Origin of the sequence: Arthrobacter antibioticus (genome assembly GCF_030063205.1) — a bacterium.
Lineage (GTDB): Bacteria > Actinomycetota > Actinomycetes > Actinomycetales > Micrococcaceae > Specibacter.
On sequence record NZ_JASISQ010000006.1, the window covers coordinates 215851 to 231913 of the forward strand.

General features: G+C 58.9%; 15 protein-coding genes. 3 read left to right on the forward strand and 12 right to left on the reverse strand.

Annotation, left to right across the window (positions count from 1 at the left end):
- Positions 1–28: 28 nt before the first annotated feature.
- From QMG40_RS13730 to QMG40_RS13740, 3 genes are read right to left on the reverse strand one after another with little or no spacing between them, the layout of a single operon-like run.
- Complete coding sequence (locus QMG40_RS13730) at positions 29–661, reverse strand: bifunctional 4-hydroxy-2-oxoglutarate aldolase/2-dehydro-3-deoxy-phosphogluconate aldolase (RefSeq protein ID WP_283531634.1); 633 nt, start codon at positions 659–661, stop codon at positions 29–31.
- Positions 658–2268 carry an N-acyl-D-amino-acid deacylase family protein gene (locus QMG40_RS13735; protein ID WP_283531635.1) on the reverse strand — a complete coding sequence of 537 codons (1611 nt, stop codon included), beginning with the start codon at positions 2266–2268 and terminating at the stop codon, positions 658–660. Before QMG40_RS13735 ends, QMG40_RS13730 begins: the two co-directional genes overlap by 4 nt.
- A gap of 24 nt (positions 2269–2292) precedes the next feature.
- Positions 2293–3654 (reverse strand): type III PLP-dependent enzyme domain-containing protein, encoded by a 1362-nt coding sequence (locus tag QMG40_RS13740; RefSeq protein ID WP_283531636.1) that lies wholly within the window; start codon positions 3652–3654, stop codon positions 2293–2295.
- Between the two features lie 249 nt (positions 3655–3903).
- Here QMG40_RS13740 and QMG40_RS13745 point away from each other — a divergent pair, with 249 nt between their 5' ends.
- From QMG40_RS13745 to QMG40_RS13755, 3 genes are read left to right on the forward strand one after another with little or no spacing between them, the layout of a single operon-like run.
- The gene (locus QMG40_RS13745) at positions 3904–4932 is read left to right on the forward strand and encodes a sugar kinase (RefSeq protein WP_283531637.1); all 1029 of its coding nucleotides are present in this window, start codon (positions 3904–3906) and stop codon (positions 4930–4932) included.
- The gene (locus QMG40_RS13750) at positions 4929–5690 is read left to right on the forward strand and encodes an IclR family transcriptional regulator (RefSeq protein ID WP_283531638.1); all 762 of its coding nucleotides are present in this window, start codon (positions 4929–4931) and stop codon (positions 5688–5690) included. The genes QMG40_RS13745 and QMG40_RS13750 overlap by 4 nt, the downstream gene beginning before the upstream one ends.
- Positions 5687–6091 (forward strand): RidA family protein, encoded by a 405-nt coding sequence (locus tag QMG40_RS13755; protein ID WP_283531640.1) that lies wholly within the window; start codon positions 5687–5689, stop codon positions 6089–6091. Before QMG40_RS13750 ends, QMG40_RS13755 begins: the two co-directional genes overlap by 4 nt.
- Positions 6092–6162: 71 nt before the next feature.
- Here QMG40_RS13755 and xerD read toward each other — a convergent pair whose 3' ends face one another.
- From xerD to QMG40_RS13800, 9 genes are all read right to left on the reverse strand, one after another.
- Positions 6163–7131 carry a site-specific tyrosine recombinase XerD gene (xerD, locus tag QMG40_RS13760; RefSeq protein ID WP_283531641.1) on the reverse strand — a complete coding sequence of 323 codons (969 nt, stop codon included), beginning with the start codon at positions 7129–7131 and terminating at the stop codon, positions 6163–6165.
- Positions 7132–7226: 95 nt separating this feature from the next.
- Complete coding sequence (locus QMG40_RS13765; RefSeq protein WP_283531642.1) at positions 7227–7910, reverse strand: NUDIX domain-containing protein; 684 nt, start codon at positions 7908–7910, stop codon at positions 7227–7229.
- Between the two features lie 5 nt (positions 7911–7915).
- Positions 7916–9622 carry a CTP synthase gene (locus QMG40_RS13770; protein WP_283531643.1) on the reverse strand — a complete coding sequence of 569 codons (1707 nt, stop codon included), beginning with the start codon at positions 9620–9622 and terminating at the stop codon, positions 7916–7918.
- Between the two features lie 69 nt (positions 9623–9691).
- Positions 9692–11419, reverse strand: a complete 1728-nt coding sequence (gene recN / locus QMG40_RS13775) for a DNA repair protein RecN (RefSeq protein WP_283531644.1) — start codon at positions 11417–11419, stop codon at positions 9692–9694.
- Positions 11416–12492: an NAD kinase gene (locus QMG40_RS13780; protein WP_283531645.1), complete on the reverse strand. Its 1077-nt coding sequence runs from the start codon at positions 12490–12492 to the stop codon at positions 11416–11418. The genes recN and QMG40_RS13780 overlap by 4 nt, the downstream gene beginning before the upstream one ends.
- A gap of 119 nt (positions 12493–12611) precedes the next feature.
- Positions 12612–13427 carry a TlyA family RNA methyltransferase gene (locus tag QMG40_RS13785; RefSeq protein ID WP_283531646.1) on the reverse strand — a complete coding sequence of 272 codons (816 nt, stop codon included), beginning with the start codon at positions 13425–13427 and terminating at the stop codon, positions 12612–12614.
- Positions 13424–13639 (reverse strand): hypothetical protein, encoded by a 216-nt coding sequence (locus tag QMG40_RS13790; protein ID WP_283531647.1) that lies wholly within the window; start codon positions 13637–13639, stop codon positions 13424–13426. The genes QMG40_RS13785 and QMG40_RS13790 overlap by 4 nt, the downstream gene beginning before the upstream one ends.
- A 2-nt stretch (positions 13640–13641) precedes the next feature.
- Positions 13642–14664: an HAD-IIA family hydrolase gene (locus QMG40_RS13795; protein WP_283531648.1), complete on the reverse strand. Its 1023-nt coding sequence runs from the start codon at positions 14662–14664 to the stop codon at positions 13642–13644.
- Positions 14654–16063 (reverse strand): tetratricopeptide repeat protein (locus QMG40_RS13800; RefSeq protein ID WP_283531649.1); only part of this gene is annotated, 1410 nt, incomplete at its 5' end. The genes QMG40_RS13795 and QMG40_RS13800, both read right to left, overlap by 11 nt.

A 16063-nucleotide genomic window follows, 5' to 3' on the forward strand; every position in this document is an offset into this window, starting at 1 on the left:
GAAACGACTTTCAAAAGAGGAGAGTTGGTTAGAGAATGCTGCTGAACGCTGCGGCGCGTGCGGTGATATCCGTCCACGTGCCTGCGGCGACAACGGCGGGCGGGACCACGGCGGTCCCGCAGCAGACCGCAAGTGCTCCGGCGTTGAGGAAGTCCTTGGCGTTGGCTGCATTGATCCCGCCGGAAGGCAACAGCTTGATACCTGGGTAGGGGCCCTGCAGATCCTTCAGGTAGGTCGGACCCATGGCACTTGCTGGGAATATCTTCACCACGGCGGAGCCTAGGTCAAGGGCCATGGCAACCTCGGTGGGCGTCAGTGCACCGAGGGCAAACGGGATCCCTGCAGCAACGGCCACGTGGGCCACTTCCGGACGGATGCCCGGGGTCACCAGGAACTGGGCGCCGGAGTCGATGGCGGCCCTGGCCTGCTCTGCGGTCAGGACTGTTCCCACCCCGACAACGGCCCCGTGATCGGCCACGGTTTCTGCGGCGCGGGCCACGTGTTTGAGCAGGTTCGGGGTGGTGTAGGTCAGCTCGACGCCGCTGATGCCGCCAGCCACGAGGGCTCGGCATAGTTCGGCGGCGTCGGCGATCTCGGGTGCGCGGACCACCGCGATGGTGCGGTCTGCTTCGAGTCGGGCGATGAATTCAGTGTTGTTCATGGGGTGGAGAGGGTCCCTTCTGTAGTGCGGCGCAACGCCCGGCCGGCGAGGGCACCCGTGGGTGCTCCTGCCTTGATGGCGGCGATGCCATTGACAAAGACGTAGTGGATACCTGCAGCGGCTTGGCGCGGGTTTTCAAAAGTGGCGGTGGCGTTGATGGTTTCGGCATCAAACAGGACAAGGTCGCCGGCGAAGCCCTCGCGGATCAGTCCTCGCTTGATGAGTTTCAGCCGCTCGGCAGGCCGTCCGGTGAGGTGGTGAACCATCGTCTCTAGGCTCAGTAGGCCCAGTTCCCGGCTATAGTGGCCGAGGAAACGTGGGAAAGTGCCCCATGCCCTAGGGTGGGGCTTAGCGCCAACAAGGATTCCGTCGCTACCACCGCAGTGGGTGCGGTGGACCATAATGTCTTGAACGTTTTCTTCGTGTCCCACGTGTTGGAGGATGCCTGTGGCCATCGAATCGCGCAGCAGAATATCCACGAACGTTTCGAAGGGTTCCACTGCAGTTTCCAAGGCGATCTGCGCAATGGTCTTTCCCACGCAGGAGTCCAGTTCCGGGTTCTTCACGCCGGATATTTCCAGGGTGTCCCATTCTGCGACGACGCCGTGACACCCGTCGGATCCATAAGTTTCCACGTTTTCGCGGATCTGTGCCACCGTCTCTGGATCGCGCAGGCGCGCCAGTGTTGCTTCGGTGCCTCCCGCCGAAGCCCAGCTAGGCAAGATGGCTGACAGCGTTGTGGCACCGGGCAAATACGGGTAGGTGTCCAAAGTGATATCCACCCCGTCCTCCAGCGCCCTGTCGATCAGCCCGAGTAGCTCCGGGGCACGGCCCTTGTTCGGGGCGAAGTTCATGGTGGCGTGGGAGAGGTGCAACGCACAGCCTGTGGCACGGCTGAGTTCGATCATTTCGTCGTACGCTTCCAGTGCGCCCTTGCCATAGGAGCGGTGGTGCGGTGCGTAAAAGCCGCCAAATTCTGCCACTGTGGCGCACAACTGTGCTAGTTCCTCGGTTGTGGCGTACATGCCCGGCGTATAGGTCAGCCCGGAGGACATCCCCACAGCGCCTTGCTCCATGGCCGTGCGAATGACGCTTCGCTGGGCCGCAACCTCCGCAGGGGTCGCTTCGCCGTCACCGAAGCCACGCACCATGGCCCGGACTGTGCCTTGCGGGATGAGGTAGGCGGCGTTCGTGGCGATACCTTCATCGAGCCGGTCGAGGTACTCCCCCACCGTGCGCCAGCTGAAGTCAAAGTCCTCGGGGTTGTCATTCCAGCCAGCGATCTTTTGCCGGACACCCGCCAGGGTGAGGTCATCGATGGGCGCGTACGACAGCCCGTCTTGGCCCAACAGCTCAGTGGTAACACCCTGACTGAGCTTGGCGTAGTGCTGGGGATTCACCAACAGCTGCAAATCCGAATGCGCATGCATATCAATGAACCCCGGGCTCAGCACCAGTCCGCTGGCATCGAGGGCTCCCGGCTCCCCTGCGTACGTGCCAGGGGCGGCGATGTGCAGGATTGTGCCGTTTTCAAGGACGACGTCGGCACTGTAGCCGGGTGCGCCGCTGCCGTCCACAACGGTGGCATTGGCGATGATGGTCCGCACGGTTCTGCTCTCTCGTGTCACGGTTTAGAAGAACGTGTGGATAAGATCCACAACGCGGTAGTCGGTGCCGGAGTTGGCGAGTACGGGGATGAGCGTCCACTTATCAAAGGCTGTGCAGGGGTGGGAGAGCCCGAGGCGAAGAACATCACCAATATTCACCGTTGTGGTGGCCGGATCGAACCGCAGGAAGCAATGCTGATCATTGACGGCACTGATGGACGCCCCGGCAAGCGCGCTGGCTTCCCCACCGAGCGAACGAGCCAAAAGCTGCGGTTCAGGCAACCCCTCGTCCACGGGCATGTCCCGTTTCCCTGCGTCAAGGATGGCAAGCCCTGGTTCCGGTCGGGAAACAACCCGAGCCCAGGCGTGCATGGCCGAGAGGAAAGGAGCCTGCCCAGAGGTCTCCTGGTCCGCACGGGAAAATGGTGAGATGCCCCGGTAGAAGCCGTCGTCGTGGACCATGTACGCTCCGCTGCGGATGATGACGTCAACCCGTTCAGGACCACTAGTGCTGGCCGTCACCGCACAGTCACCGAGTACGCTCACAACATCATCAAAGTAGGCGCTACCGCCAGCCGTCACGATCACATCTGCGCCAGCAGCGTACAGGTCTTGGGCAAGAAACTGCTCATGCAACTCTTTGATGTTCCCGAGGTAGCGACGGACAGCCGTGAGAGCATCAGCGTCAGCAGTATGTGCCAAGGAGCCCTCATAACCGCCAACCCCCACCAAGCGCAGATGTGTGGCAGCGTTGACCGCTCGAGCAACTTCTAGCGCCTCAGCCACGGTACGCGCACCCGTTCGGCCTCCGGCGGCACCTAGTTCCACAATGACATCCAGCAAGGGGACGGTACCGGAAACTCTCGTAAGCACCGTCTCCTGCAAGGCGACGGTTTCCATCGAGTCAACCCAGGAAACCACAGAGAAGTCTGGTCCTTGGGCCGCGGCCAACCAGGTGATGGCTTGCGGGTCGGTGAGGCTGTTGGCGACCATCACCCGGCGCAGCCCGAAAGCGTGCCCCACGCGTAGCTGCGAGGCGTTGGCCAGCGTAATCCCCCAGGCGCCAGCGTCCAACTGCTCACGCCACAGCTGCGGAGCCATGGTGGTCTTGCCATGCGGGGCCAGCAACACCCCGTGTGCGGCGCACCAAGTGGCCATCTTCTCAGCGTTAGCATCCATGGCGTCGGCGTCCAGAGTCACCAAGGGTGTTTGGAAATTGCTCAGAGCCACGCCCGAGCCAACATACGCTCCGGCACTCATGCCGTGAGAAGAGGCTGGAAGGGCCTTGTGTTGCCAGCCAAGCTCCACGGTATCTAGGGCCTCCACTTTTGCGGAGTCGATGCCCGCCGTTGTAGCGCTACGGTTTGATGCTACGGAGTTGGACATTGTTGCTTCCTTTCGTGGGCTCGGCACCTAGCCCCGTTGCGTATGTTGCAACGCTAGTTGCAAACTCACCAAGAACATGTCTAACATGGTCTCTATTCACCCGTCAAGACAGCAATTGCTCGGCACCGTAGATTCAACCCATGCGTGATAAACGGCTCTCGCAGCAGTCCCCGGCGATTGCCGGGACCAAAACGGACAGCCACAGAACTACGAGCGCTCTAAGTCAGTGAGAGGAAGTGCAGAAGGCTCATGCTTTCAGTTGTATGTATCGGGGAGACAATGGCCATGCTCACTCCAACTAACAATGTGCCCTTGTCAGAGGCCGCTGAGCTCCTCTACGGGGTGGGCGGCGCCGAGTCAAACGTGGCCATGGGCTTGGCTGCCATGGGGGTTGAAGCCCACTGGGTTGGCCGCGTTGGCCGCGACGGTTTTGGCACGCGTATCCTGAACGAGCTGGCAGCACATGGAGTTGGTGTAAACGGCGTAGAGGTCGACGACCTACTCCCCACTGGCTTGTATGTCAAGGTCCCGGCTGTCCCGCCCGGACCAGAGCACACCTCCCAGGAGGGCACCGTATTGTATTACCGTCAGGGTTCCGCGGCCTCGGCAATGAGCCCGGCCATGTTGACCAACCCAGCGATTTCCAATCTCGTCGAGTCAGCGGGACTCATCCACCTCAGCGGTATCACGGCGGCTCTGGCACCACAGTGTCAGGAGATGCTTTCGGCCGTTCTGAGCGCACCTCGCAATGACAGGCTCTTCTCCTTCGATGTCAACTGGCGCGAAGCTCTCTGGGCAAGTGCTGATAAGGCTGTTCTTGCTTTCTTAGCCAACAAGTCCGACGTCGTTTTGGTGGGCGCTGATGAGGCCCTGCTCGCTTTCGGTACCGATGACGAAGTCGAACTCCGCAAACTGCTACCGGAGCCCTCCGTGATTGTCCTCAAAAACGCCCACACGTCTGCTATAGCGCTTCTGCATGATGGCAACAGGGTTGAGGTACCCGCCCTTTCTGTTTCCGTGCTGGAACCCGTGGGTGCTGGCGATGCTTTCGCAGCGGGATACCTTAGTGGCATGCTCTTTGGTCTTGATCAGCGTTCTTCCCTTCGACGCGGGCACCTTAGTGCAGCCTGCACGCTCACCGTTCCTGGCGACCGGGGTCCACTTCCTGCGCAGGAAATACTCCAGCACATTCTGGCCTGTTCCGAGGCGGAATGGGCTGCAACCCATGTCTCTCCCGGCCGGATCGAATCCCCCACGCTGACGGGAAGTACACTGTGAGTCAGAGCTTGGTGCGCGCCCTTGATCTGCTGGCACAGCTGGCTGAGCAGCCTGCCACGTTGGACCAGCTCGCCAGCGCATCTGCAGTGCACAAAACAACCGTTATGCGCTTGTTGCACTGCCTGGAAGCGGAACATTTTCTAGTCCGTAACGCGGCTGGAGAGTTTCAATTGGGGCGTAAACTCTTTGAGCTTTCTTCCCGTGCGCTGGAGCAACGGAAGCTGCGTGAAGTGGCCCGCCCACATCTCACTAAACTGAATGATCTAACAGGGCATACCGTCCACCTTGCTGAGCTGGAAGGCGCCGAGGTGGTGTACACGGATAAGTACGAATCACACCACCTGGTTCGCATGTATTCACGGATCGGGCTGACCGCAGCGCTCCACTCAGCGGCCGTCGCGAAAGTTATTCTCGCTGATATGTCCCGTTCCCGACAGGAACATATCACTGCGGGATTGGACTACGCCAAAATGACGGAGAACACCCTGACCTCGGCTGAGGAGTTACTGGCAGAGCTAGTTCTTGTACATGAGCAAGGCTGGGCGCACGACAAAAGCGAGCACGAGGCGTTTGTGCACTGCATAGCCGCTCCCATCAGGGATGCCAGCGGCAGGGTAGTAGGAGCTGCCTCATTTTCGGTCCCTGTGGTCTTGTTGGACTATGAAGACTTGCTGAAATTATTGCCCGTTCTTATGAACGGAACAGAAGCCATCTCAAGGGATTTGGGCTGGACCATCAACGAAAGGAACTCTCCATGAGTGAAAAGACCATTGTCCTTACTGAAAACGCGCCCGCACCGGCCCATGTTTTCTCGCAAGGGGTCAAGAAAGGAGGCCTCTTTCAGGTTTCCGGTCAGGGCCCTATGGATCCCGCTATCAACGAGTACGTTGGAGCCGGCGACGTCCGCGCCCAGACTCGCCGCACACTAGAAAACGTCAAGGCCATTTTGGAAGCAGGCGGTTGCTCGGTGGAGGACGTCATTATGTTCCGGATCTACCTGACCGCGCGCGCGGACTTCCCTGCCATGAACGAAGTCTACGGCGACTTCATTGGGAAAAATGTGCCCAGCGGCGCACTCCCAGCACGCACCACAGTGTTCGTTGATCTCCCGCACGAGGTCATGCTGGTGGAGATCGACGCACTGGCTGTCACGTCTTAGAGTGTGGGTAGCTCCAAGAGCTAGCATCCGTGGGTTCCAAAAGCTCTGGTGGCTCTAGGAACCCACGGATGCTAGCCCAAAGCCCGCGGGTGTGCGGCGGCATACACTTCACGCAGGGTTTCCGCGGTGACAAGTGTATAAACCTGAGTGGTGGTCACTGAAGCGTGTCCCAGCAATTCCTGCACCACCCGTACATCTGCACCACCTTCAAGCAGGTGCGTAGCAAATGAATGCCGAAGTGTATGGGGTGAGACATCCACAGTGACGTTCGCCTTCTCGGCAGCAACTTTTAATATTGTCCAAACACTCTGCCGGCTTATCCGCCCACCCCGTGCATTGAGGAACAACGCCGGCGTACCTCGGCCTTTGGCCACCAGAACGGGCCGGCCACGCACCAAATACGCTTCCAGTGCCCGCAGAGCATAGGAACCAATCGGCACAATACGTTCCTTGGAGCCCTTACCAAAGAGCCGGACAAGTGAGGGCCCGTCCTCCACAGAGTCAGGCAACACCAGGTCATCGATATCGAGGCCAACGGCTTCACTGATACGGGCACCAGTAGAATACAAAAATTCAAGCATAGCCCCATCGCGGAGCCCGGAAGGGGTATCCGTACCGGCCACCTCAAGGATACGCGTTACGTCATGAACGCTGATGGCCTTGGGCAGCCGCCTACCCGGCTGTGGCGGATGAACGTCCGCCGCCGGATCTGCGTCACTGAGACCTTCCAGTGCCCAGAATTTGTGCAAACCACGGACCGCCACGATGGTTCTGGCCGCAGACCTTAATCCGAGGGTGGATCCGCCGTCGGCACCGTCGGAGAGTCCTTGTGCAAATTCGCTGACGTGATGTCTCGTAACACGGGCGGGCTCACTGACGTGAGCAGACACCAAAAAATCTTCGTACCGTCTAAGGTCTCGCCTATAAGCCGCCAAAGTGTTGGGGGCCAGACCACGTTCAACACCCACATGGAGTAGATAATCTGCGATGGCGCGAGACAGCTTTGTGGGAGGAAGCGAGCTTGAGGGCAGCGGGCTCACTCTTGACGAAGGTGACGGCGAGGTAGCACCCCTAAAGGTCCCGGAATCTGGTGCTCCGGCACTGGATGCCGTTGAGCCGGCAGCGCCGGAGGCCGTCACCGCTGGGACGGGTGCTCGGGCCAAGGCGCATTGCCGGGGCGCAGCGTGGAGAACCCTGTTCGAACCGCCTGTGCAGCAGCTAAGATACCGACGACGGCGGATGGGTTATGTATGCGGCCCTCCAGGACGCCGGCTGCCGCTTCTTCCAGGTCAACCCAGGCAAACTTAATTTCAGCTTCCTCTTCGGTCCGCACGTGCCGCAGGTCTTCTGGTACCTCCGTAATTTGGCGGGCCAGATAAATTCTTATGGCCTCGCTGGAGGAGCCGGGCGAATTGAAGAAGTCGGTGAGCACATGCCATTGTCCTGCCACCAGATCGGCTTCTTCAGCGAGTTCACGGGCCGCACCAACAACAAAGTCTTCACCTTCAATGTCCAATAATCCGGCAGGAATCTCCCACAGGTTCATATGGACAGGGTGCCTGTATTGACGCAGCAACAACACTTGGTTGTGCTCGTTGAGGACAACAACGGCTACTGCTCCCGGGTGATCAATATAGTCCCGGGTTAAAGGTGCGGAGTCAGCAGACAGTGAAAACGTGTCTGAGACGACGTTCCAGATACGCCCTTGGTACACCGTGGACCGAGCATGCAGTGGCCTACAGCTTTCTTCATCAGCCACAACAGCTGACAGTTCTGCCGCAACAGGCTGCTCTCGGTTCTCCGGTGTATCCAGGCGCATCGTCTCTATACCTCCAACAACCGTGTGGCGCTCTGGCGTTCCAGCGCTGCAGCAACCAACCCGGCGAAGAGCGGATGCGGCCGGGTGGGTCGCGAGCTCAATTCCGGGTGTGCCTGCGTGGACACATAATACGGGTGAACGTCGCGGGGAAGCTCAACGTACTCAACCAATTTGCCATCCGGTGAGGTGCCGGAGAAGACGAGTCCTGCCGCAGCAATCTGATCGCGGTACAGATTATTAACTTCGTAGCGGTGGCGGTGACGTTCAGAGACATCCGTTCTGCCATATGTTTGCGCAACAACGGATCCCTCAGCCAGTACCGCGGGGTATAGGCCAAGGCGCATGGTTCCGCCAAGATCCCCCTTGCCAGCAACAATGTCTTGCTGCTCTTCCATGGTGGCAATAACGGGGTAAGTGGGGTTCTCATCAAACTCTGAGGAGGAAGCCCCATCAAGCCCAACAACGTTGCGTGCGTATTCAATAACCATTGATTGCAGACCTAGGCAGAGTCCCAGTGTGGGGATCTTGTTTTCGCGAGCAAACCGCAACGCACCCAGCTTGCCTTCTAGCCCGCGGATGCCGAATCCACCGGGGACACAGATGGCGTCAACATCGCCAAGAGCCTTGATGGCTCCGGCTTCCGTGGCGCAGTCATCTGAAGGGACCCAACGGATTTTAACCTTGGTGGCATTGGCGAAGCCGCCTGCACGCAACGCCTCAGTCACCGACAAGTAGGCGTCAGGTAGATCAATGTATTTGCCCACAAGCGCAATCTCAATGTGATGCGCCGGATTGTGCACCACGTCCAGCAGCTTGTCCCACTTGGTCCAGTCAACGTCTTTGAAAGGCAGATCAAGTGCGCGCACAATGTAGGAGTCAAGTCCCTGAGAGTGCAGGATCTTGGGGATGTCATAGATGCTTGAGGCGTCCGGGCAGCCAATAACGGCTTCAACGTCGACGTCGCAGGCGCGGCCGATCTTGGTGTGCATGGCCTCAGGCAAGACCCGGTCCGAGCGCAGGATGATGGCGTCCGGCTGAATACCCAATGAGCGCAGCGCAGCAACAGAGTGCTGGGTGGGCTTGGTTTTCAGTTCCTGGGAGGGACCAATGTAGGGGACAAGAGAAACATGGGCGAAGAACACATTGTTCCGGCCAACGTCCTGGCGCACTTGCCGTGCCGACTCTAGGAACGGCTGGGACTCGATGTCTCCTACTGTGCCGCCAATTTCCGTGATGATCACGTCGGGTGCGTTGGGGCCCTCGGCGGGCAGACGCATGCGACGTTTGATCTCATCGGTGATGTGCGGGATGACCTGCACGGTGTCCCCCAGGTACTCGCCTCGGCGTTCCTTGGCGATGACAGTTGAGTACACCTGTCCTGTTGTGACGTTAGCGGAGCCTTCCAGATTTTCATCGAGGAAGCGTTCGTAATGGCCAATATCCAAATCCGTTTCGGCGCCGTCATCGGTAACGAAGACTTCACCGTGTTGGAAGGGATTCATTGTCCCTGGATCCACATTGAGATAGGGATCGAGCTTTTGCATTGTCACAGAGAGTCCGCGAGCACGCAGTAGGTGACCGAGGCTAGAAGCCGTCAGCCCCTTACCAAGCGAGGACGCGACCCCACCGGTGACGAAGATATGTTTGGTCGTCTTGGACTGACCACTGAACCGGGAATTTGATCGTTGCACCACGGAGTTCGAGCCTATCATCTAATGAGCCAGTAAAAGTTTGAGAACGGCAACATTGTTTTTTGCTTTTCTGCCGTCCATCTCCACGAGTTACTTAACGGGTCGGGCAGCTTGCAGCAATAATTCCTTGGCGTGTGCCTGCGCTGTTGCTGAATCCTCCTGCCCTGCGAGCATGCGCGCCAGTTCCACGACCCGTTCTTCATCATTCAAAAGTCGCACGTTGCTGGTAGTGATTCCGGTTGAGTTTTTGCTCACAGAGCTCTTGGTCACCAAGATATGCTGGTCAGCAAAAGCAGCCACTTGGGGCAGGTGCGTGACAACCAACACTTGCACGTGTTCAGCGAGCATGGCCAGTCTGCGGCCAATTTCCACTGCGGCTTTACCACCCACCCCGGAGTCCACTTCGTCAAAGACAAACGTGGGCACAGGGTCCACGGCGGCAAGGACCACTTCCAGCGCCAACATGACCCGTGAGAGTTCACCACCGGAGGCTCCCTTGCCCAATGGACGCGGGAGCGCACCGGCATGGGGTGCAAGGAGGAAGGCAATCTCATCCTGGCCGTGAATGCTGCGCTCGGCTGCACTGATTTCAATGACAAGGCTGGCATCTGGCATAGCTAGTGCCTTCAACTCGGCGCTAACAGCCTTGGCAAGCTTCTCTGCGGCTTTCCTGCGCAGTGAGGTAAGTTCCATGGCCAGCACGCCGAGTTCGTGAACTGCCGCAGTTTCCTGGGCTTCCAGCGTCTCTATCCGCCCTGAATCATCGCTGAGTTCGGTCAACCGGATCCTTGCGGTGTCAGCCCACTTGATAACTTCATCGATACTAGGGGCATATTTGCGCACCAATACGGCCAATTCTCCGCGCCTGTCTTCAACCTCGGCAAGTCGACCAGGCCCCTCGGAGTCTAGAGATGTGGCGTAGCTGACCAGATCACGGGCGATGTCAGCGAGAAGGTAGCCAACTTCGGCGAGTCGTTTGGTTGTCTGCCCCAGTTCCTCATCAGTCTCGGCGACGGTTTCCACAAGTCGCCGGGCACTGTCCACAAGTGTGGCGGCATCGATTCCATCGCCATAGTCGGCAGCACTCAGCGCCTCGTGAGCTCCCAAGGCGGCTTTTCGGAGCACTTCAACATTGCCCAGCTTGACCGCCTCGGCTTTGAGGAGTTCATCTTCGGCGCCAAGTGGTTCGACAGCGTCGATCTCGGCTAAGGCTGTGGTTAGCGCATCCGCTTCTCGCAACCGTTCTCGGCTGGCCGTGTGCAATTCATGCAGCTGGGACTGCGTAATTCTCCACCGTTCAAAGACAGTGCGGTAGCTATGCATTTTGGCGGCAAAGCCTTTGTGGGCCTCGGCCGCAAATTTATCTAGTGCCGCCCGCTGTGCGGAAGGGTTTTTAAGCCGAATCTGGTCTGATTGACCATGCACAGCCACGAGTGTCTCACCCAACTCGTTAAGTACACCAATGGGTGCGCTACGTCCGCCTACGTGGGCTCGGCTACGGCCATCGGCATTGACGGAGCGGGCCAGAATCAGTTGAGCGCTGCCGTTGTGTTCGTCAATGTCGGCACCAGCTTCCAACGCGCGCACAAGCGCTGGGTGGCCTGAAGGCAGGGTTAGTGTGGCCTCGGCAGAGGCCGACTTGGCTCCATTACGTACAGCTCCAGCATCAGCCCTGTTACCCAATAAGAGTCCGACGGCGGTCACCACCATGGTCTTTCCCGCACCAGTTTCACCACTGACAACACTTAGGCCGGGCCCCAGTGGCAGCGTTGATTCTGAGATGACGCCAAGGTCACGGATGCGAATTTCCTCGATCATCTCTCATCCTCCCCATAAACAGAGGTTGTACCGGAATAAGAACTTTGCTGCGGCGGAACGGTAAGGTCAGGAACGGGCCGGATCACACCGCTGCGCGTACCCTCAAGTGCCGATTTGGGCCTTGGTGACTTGATGATCGGCAGCTGTGTAGTTGGGGGCAGCGGATTTTCGGCCGAGGGGCCACGCCAGCCTTGAACTGGCAGCTCAAACTTGCGCACAAGTCGTTCGGAGAACGTTGATTGCTGGGTCCGTGCCAGTTTCACAGGTTTAGGGGAACGCGTCACTTCAATCCGCGCGCCAGGCAAAAGGTCAACTGTTCGCCGTCCATCGCACCAAATAACTCCGTAGGCGCCGTTGCGGCTCAACACCTCAACGGCAAGCGTGGAGGTTGGAGCCACGACCAACGGTTTAGCAAAGAGCGCGTGGGCGCTGATGGGAACCATCAAAAGCGCTTCCACACCGGGCCATACAACGGGGCCGCCGGCAGAAAATGCATACGCCGTGGAACCTGTTGGTGTTGCCATGACAACACCGTCACAACCGAAGGATGTCAGTGGGCGCCCGTCCACCTCGGTAACCACCTCGATCATCCGTTCACGATTGCCTTTTTCAAGTGCAACCTCATTCAGCGCCCAGGTGTGTGCGACCATTTTTCCAGCCACCCTGACTATCACGTCAAGACACATACGCTCTTCCACCGAGTATCTGCGCTGGACAACGGCTGCGACGGTTTGAATGAGTTCCTCACGTTCGCTTTCTGCAAGGAAACCGACGTGACCTAAGTTCACCCCAAGCAGGGGAACATCGTACTCCCGGACGATCTCGGCGGCACGCAATATGGTGCCATCCCCGCCCAAAACCATCACCAGCTCTATCTCTGCCAGAGTGACATCTTTGTCAAGAATCTCCATATTTACTCCGGATACGCCTAGGTAACCTGTCATGTCGGAGAGTTCATCGGCATACATAACCGGGACAATGTTGTTTGCATGAAGCTCAACGCACGCCTCGAGGGCGGCAAGCATCGACTCTTCACGGCCAGTGTGGGCCAGAATCAAGACGCGCCGTGTCATGTGTTGTTTCCTCATCGCTTTCCGCGGGACCGCATGGTTGCGGAACCACTAGTGTCAGGACTGCGTGCACAAGCCCACAATGCTCAAACTCAAACAAGTTGGGCCCTAATGGCTGGTCTTCACATGGATCCGGGCCATAGTGTAGCTAGCAACGTCCTCACAGAACGTTCCTGTTCTTCGATCTTATGCGCAGCCCCGGACACAACACGCGTGGCGAGTAGAAAATACTCAACATTTCCATCTTGACCGTGCAATGCGCTCACTCCAATACCCTGCAGAACAAGTCCGTTGGCAACCGCCGCTGAGGCAACCAGGGCGACCGCGCGCCGTCGTTCATTCTCGCTGCTGACCACACCAGTACGAGCAAGACGATCCTTGCCCACCTCAAACTGTGGCTTCACCATCAGGAGCAGGTCACCGCCAATTTTGGTGGCAAGGACAAGTGGTGCCATGACAAGCGTCAGTGAGATGAAAGAGAGGTCGCAAACGGTGAGATCGGCGGGTCCACCAATATCATCGGCTGACATGTAGCGGATATTCATGCCCTCGTAGACTTCAACGCGAGGATCATTACGTAGCGAGTCGACCAGCTGGCCGTGCCCAACATCCACGGCCGCCACCGCAGAAGCTCCCCGTCGCAACAGCACGTCGGTGAATCCCCCCGTGGAAGCTCCCGCATCAAAGCAGCGCTTTCCGATTACGCGCACCTGCGGAAAATGTGCCAAAGCTCCGGCAAGTTTGTGGCCTGCCCGGGACACATAGTCTTCTTCGTTGCCTGGGAGAATGACCACTAGCGACTCCGTGTCAACGGCGTAGGCCGCCTTGATCACTGGAGCTCCGGCAACGGTGACGCGGCCGGCCTTGATGAGAGTGGCTGCCACAGTTCGCGATCGCGCCAAACCACGATTTACTAACTCCTGGTCGAGTCGAGTCATGCTTCTTTACCGCTCATGGCGACAGCTGGATCGGCATCAAGCTCACGCTCTAGGCCCTCTAGCGTCTGTGTGTAGCGTTCCTTATGCTGGCTGACCGGGCTCTGAAGCGTCTCCTTGGCAAGCTCGATTAGAGCGTCCACAGCAGGATCTCCCGTGGGTTGAGAGAGAGACTTTTTTTCTAAAGACTCCTCTGGAGATTCTTCTATTCTCATGATTACTCTGCCGGTCCAGCGCCGGTTTTAGCCCAGGTAATAGTGGGGTCCGTTGGCTCTGCGGCGCTCGGAACTGCTGCCCACCAGGCAGCGCATGCGGCCCGCCATGAATCGGTGTCATCAGCACGGCCGGCAATGTGCAGGGCTGCATCCCCCGATCCGGAGGTCATTACAGTCGCGGCAGCAACGCCACAAGTGACTCTCGCGCCGTCGAACTTCACTTCGGGGTACGCCGTATACAGCTGCGCCAGAGTATCTACGATGAACCGTGGCCTTTCCGCAGTGCGTGCCCGCAGCGCAGTTTCGCATGTGTCCACACCCGTCAGCACCAGAGCAGTAGCCATCCCAGCGTTGTTGCCGCCCAAAATGTCAGTATCCAGCCTGTCCCCCACGACCAGCGGGGCCTTGGACTTCAAACGGTTGGCGGCCGTGCGAAACAGCGGCGCCTCAGGTTTTCCAGCCACCAACGGATCATGTTCGACGGCGGCTCGGACCGCAGCAACCAAGGTTCCGTTGCCCGGGGCGATTCCGCGATCCCGAGGGATCGTCATGTCGGTATTTGTAGCAATCCAGAGCGCGCCAGCGTTGATAGCATAGCTAGCCTCGGCAAGATCGGCCCAGCCAAGTGAGGGGTCAAACCCTTGGATCACAACGTCGGGGGAATCCGTGGCGCTGGTTACAACCTCCATACCCAACGCCGCAACTTCTTGCGACAAAGCGACGCTGCCTGTGACAAGCACTTTGGCGCCTTTAGGGAACTTCTGCGCCAGTAAAGCAGCACCGGCTTGAGCAGAACTAACTACCTGATCCTCATTTGCTGGTGCCCCAAGCTCACGCAAATGTGCCGCGACCTGCGCTGGTGTACGGGACGCATTGTTCGTCACATACACCAGCGAAACACCGATATCAGCGAGTCCGATCAGGGCTTCGATTGCTCCATCGATGGCCTTTGGACCGGCGTATACAACGCCATCCAAATCCGCCAGTACGGCATCAAAACCACTAAGCAACGCGTTAGCTGTCACTGTGGCTGGGCTCCTGGACGTCCTCGCCTTCAGCGGCATCTTCTACAACAGTTTCTTCGTGGACCTGCTCGAGGCTCTCAGCGTCATGACTGTCTGTGTCAGCACTGTCTGTGTCAGCACTGTCTGTGTCAGCACTGTCGGCATCTGACTCGGCGTCATCGGAATCAAAGTAGGATGACTGCGCATCATCCACATTGAGCTCGTCGTGCTGCGCAACTTCAGCATCGCCTGAGGGCAGTTCCGCAGCGGCCTGGATGTCGGCGTCGTTCATCACAGGCGCAACAGGTGCAGCCATGACATCTGACACGCGAACGCGCGGGGACTCCAAGGGGATCTCTTCATCGTCACCGAGGTCGATGATGATCTGATCGGTTCCCTCATCGATGCCCAGAGCTTCCTCGGCAACAAGAGCCTGACGCTCCCATGTTTTAGCCTCATCCTTGCGACCGGCCGCACGCAAAATCATGCCGTAAGCACGGAACAGACGCGGGCTGAAGGAGAACGCACGGTTGATATCCAGCTGCGGGATCTCGAGGGCAGATAATGCCGCCTCCATCTCACCAAGATCCCCGCGAGCCCCGGATTCAACGATGGCCAACTCAACCTTGCCGGCCAGATCCAGACCTTCAGCGTCTTCTGACTTGATCAGATCAAGTGCACGGTCCGGGCGGCCCAAACCGCGTTCACAATCTGCCATGAGAGGCAAGTGAGCGTTGGAACCACTGATGCGGCGGAAGGTGCGAAGTTCACGTAACGCCTCACCGTATTTGCCGGCGGCGTAGGCAGTCATGGCAACAGCTTCACGGACACAGGCCAAGCGACCGCCACGACGGCTAGCGGCCAAAGCGTGCTCAAAGGCGACCTCAGGGACGAAGTCGATTAAGCGTCCGGCCATGACTAGGTGTTTGGAAACCCACTCGTTGTTTTTGGCGTCCAAAATACGAAGCTGCGCGCGGGTTACCTTATCAAGCTCCTCCCCTGTGACATCGGGATCGATCTCTGGTGAACGTTCACGGTCAGGGCGGTTGGAGCTGCGAAGATCGCCAGCGTTCCGTTCCGGGGGTGTGCGGGGACCTGTGGTGCGGGGACCACGATCGTCACGGGCACTGCCATGGCTGGGGCGGTCGTTGCTGCGTGCGGGGCGATCATCGCGGCCACCGAAAGCGGGACGTGCGGGGCGGTCTTCACGGTTGCCGTAGCTGGGGCGTGAATCGCGGTCCGGTGCCGGGCGTCCACCCTGGCCACCACGGTTATCGCGATCACCATAGGGACGGTCGTTGCTGCGTGCGGGGCGATCATCGCGGCCACCGAAAGCGGGACGTGCGGGGCGGTCTTCACGGTTGCCGTAGCTGGGGCGTGAATCGCGGTCCGGTGCCGGGCGTCCACCCTGGCCACCACG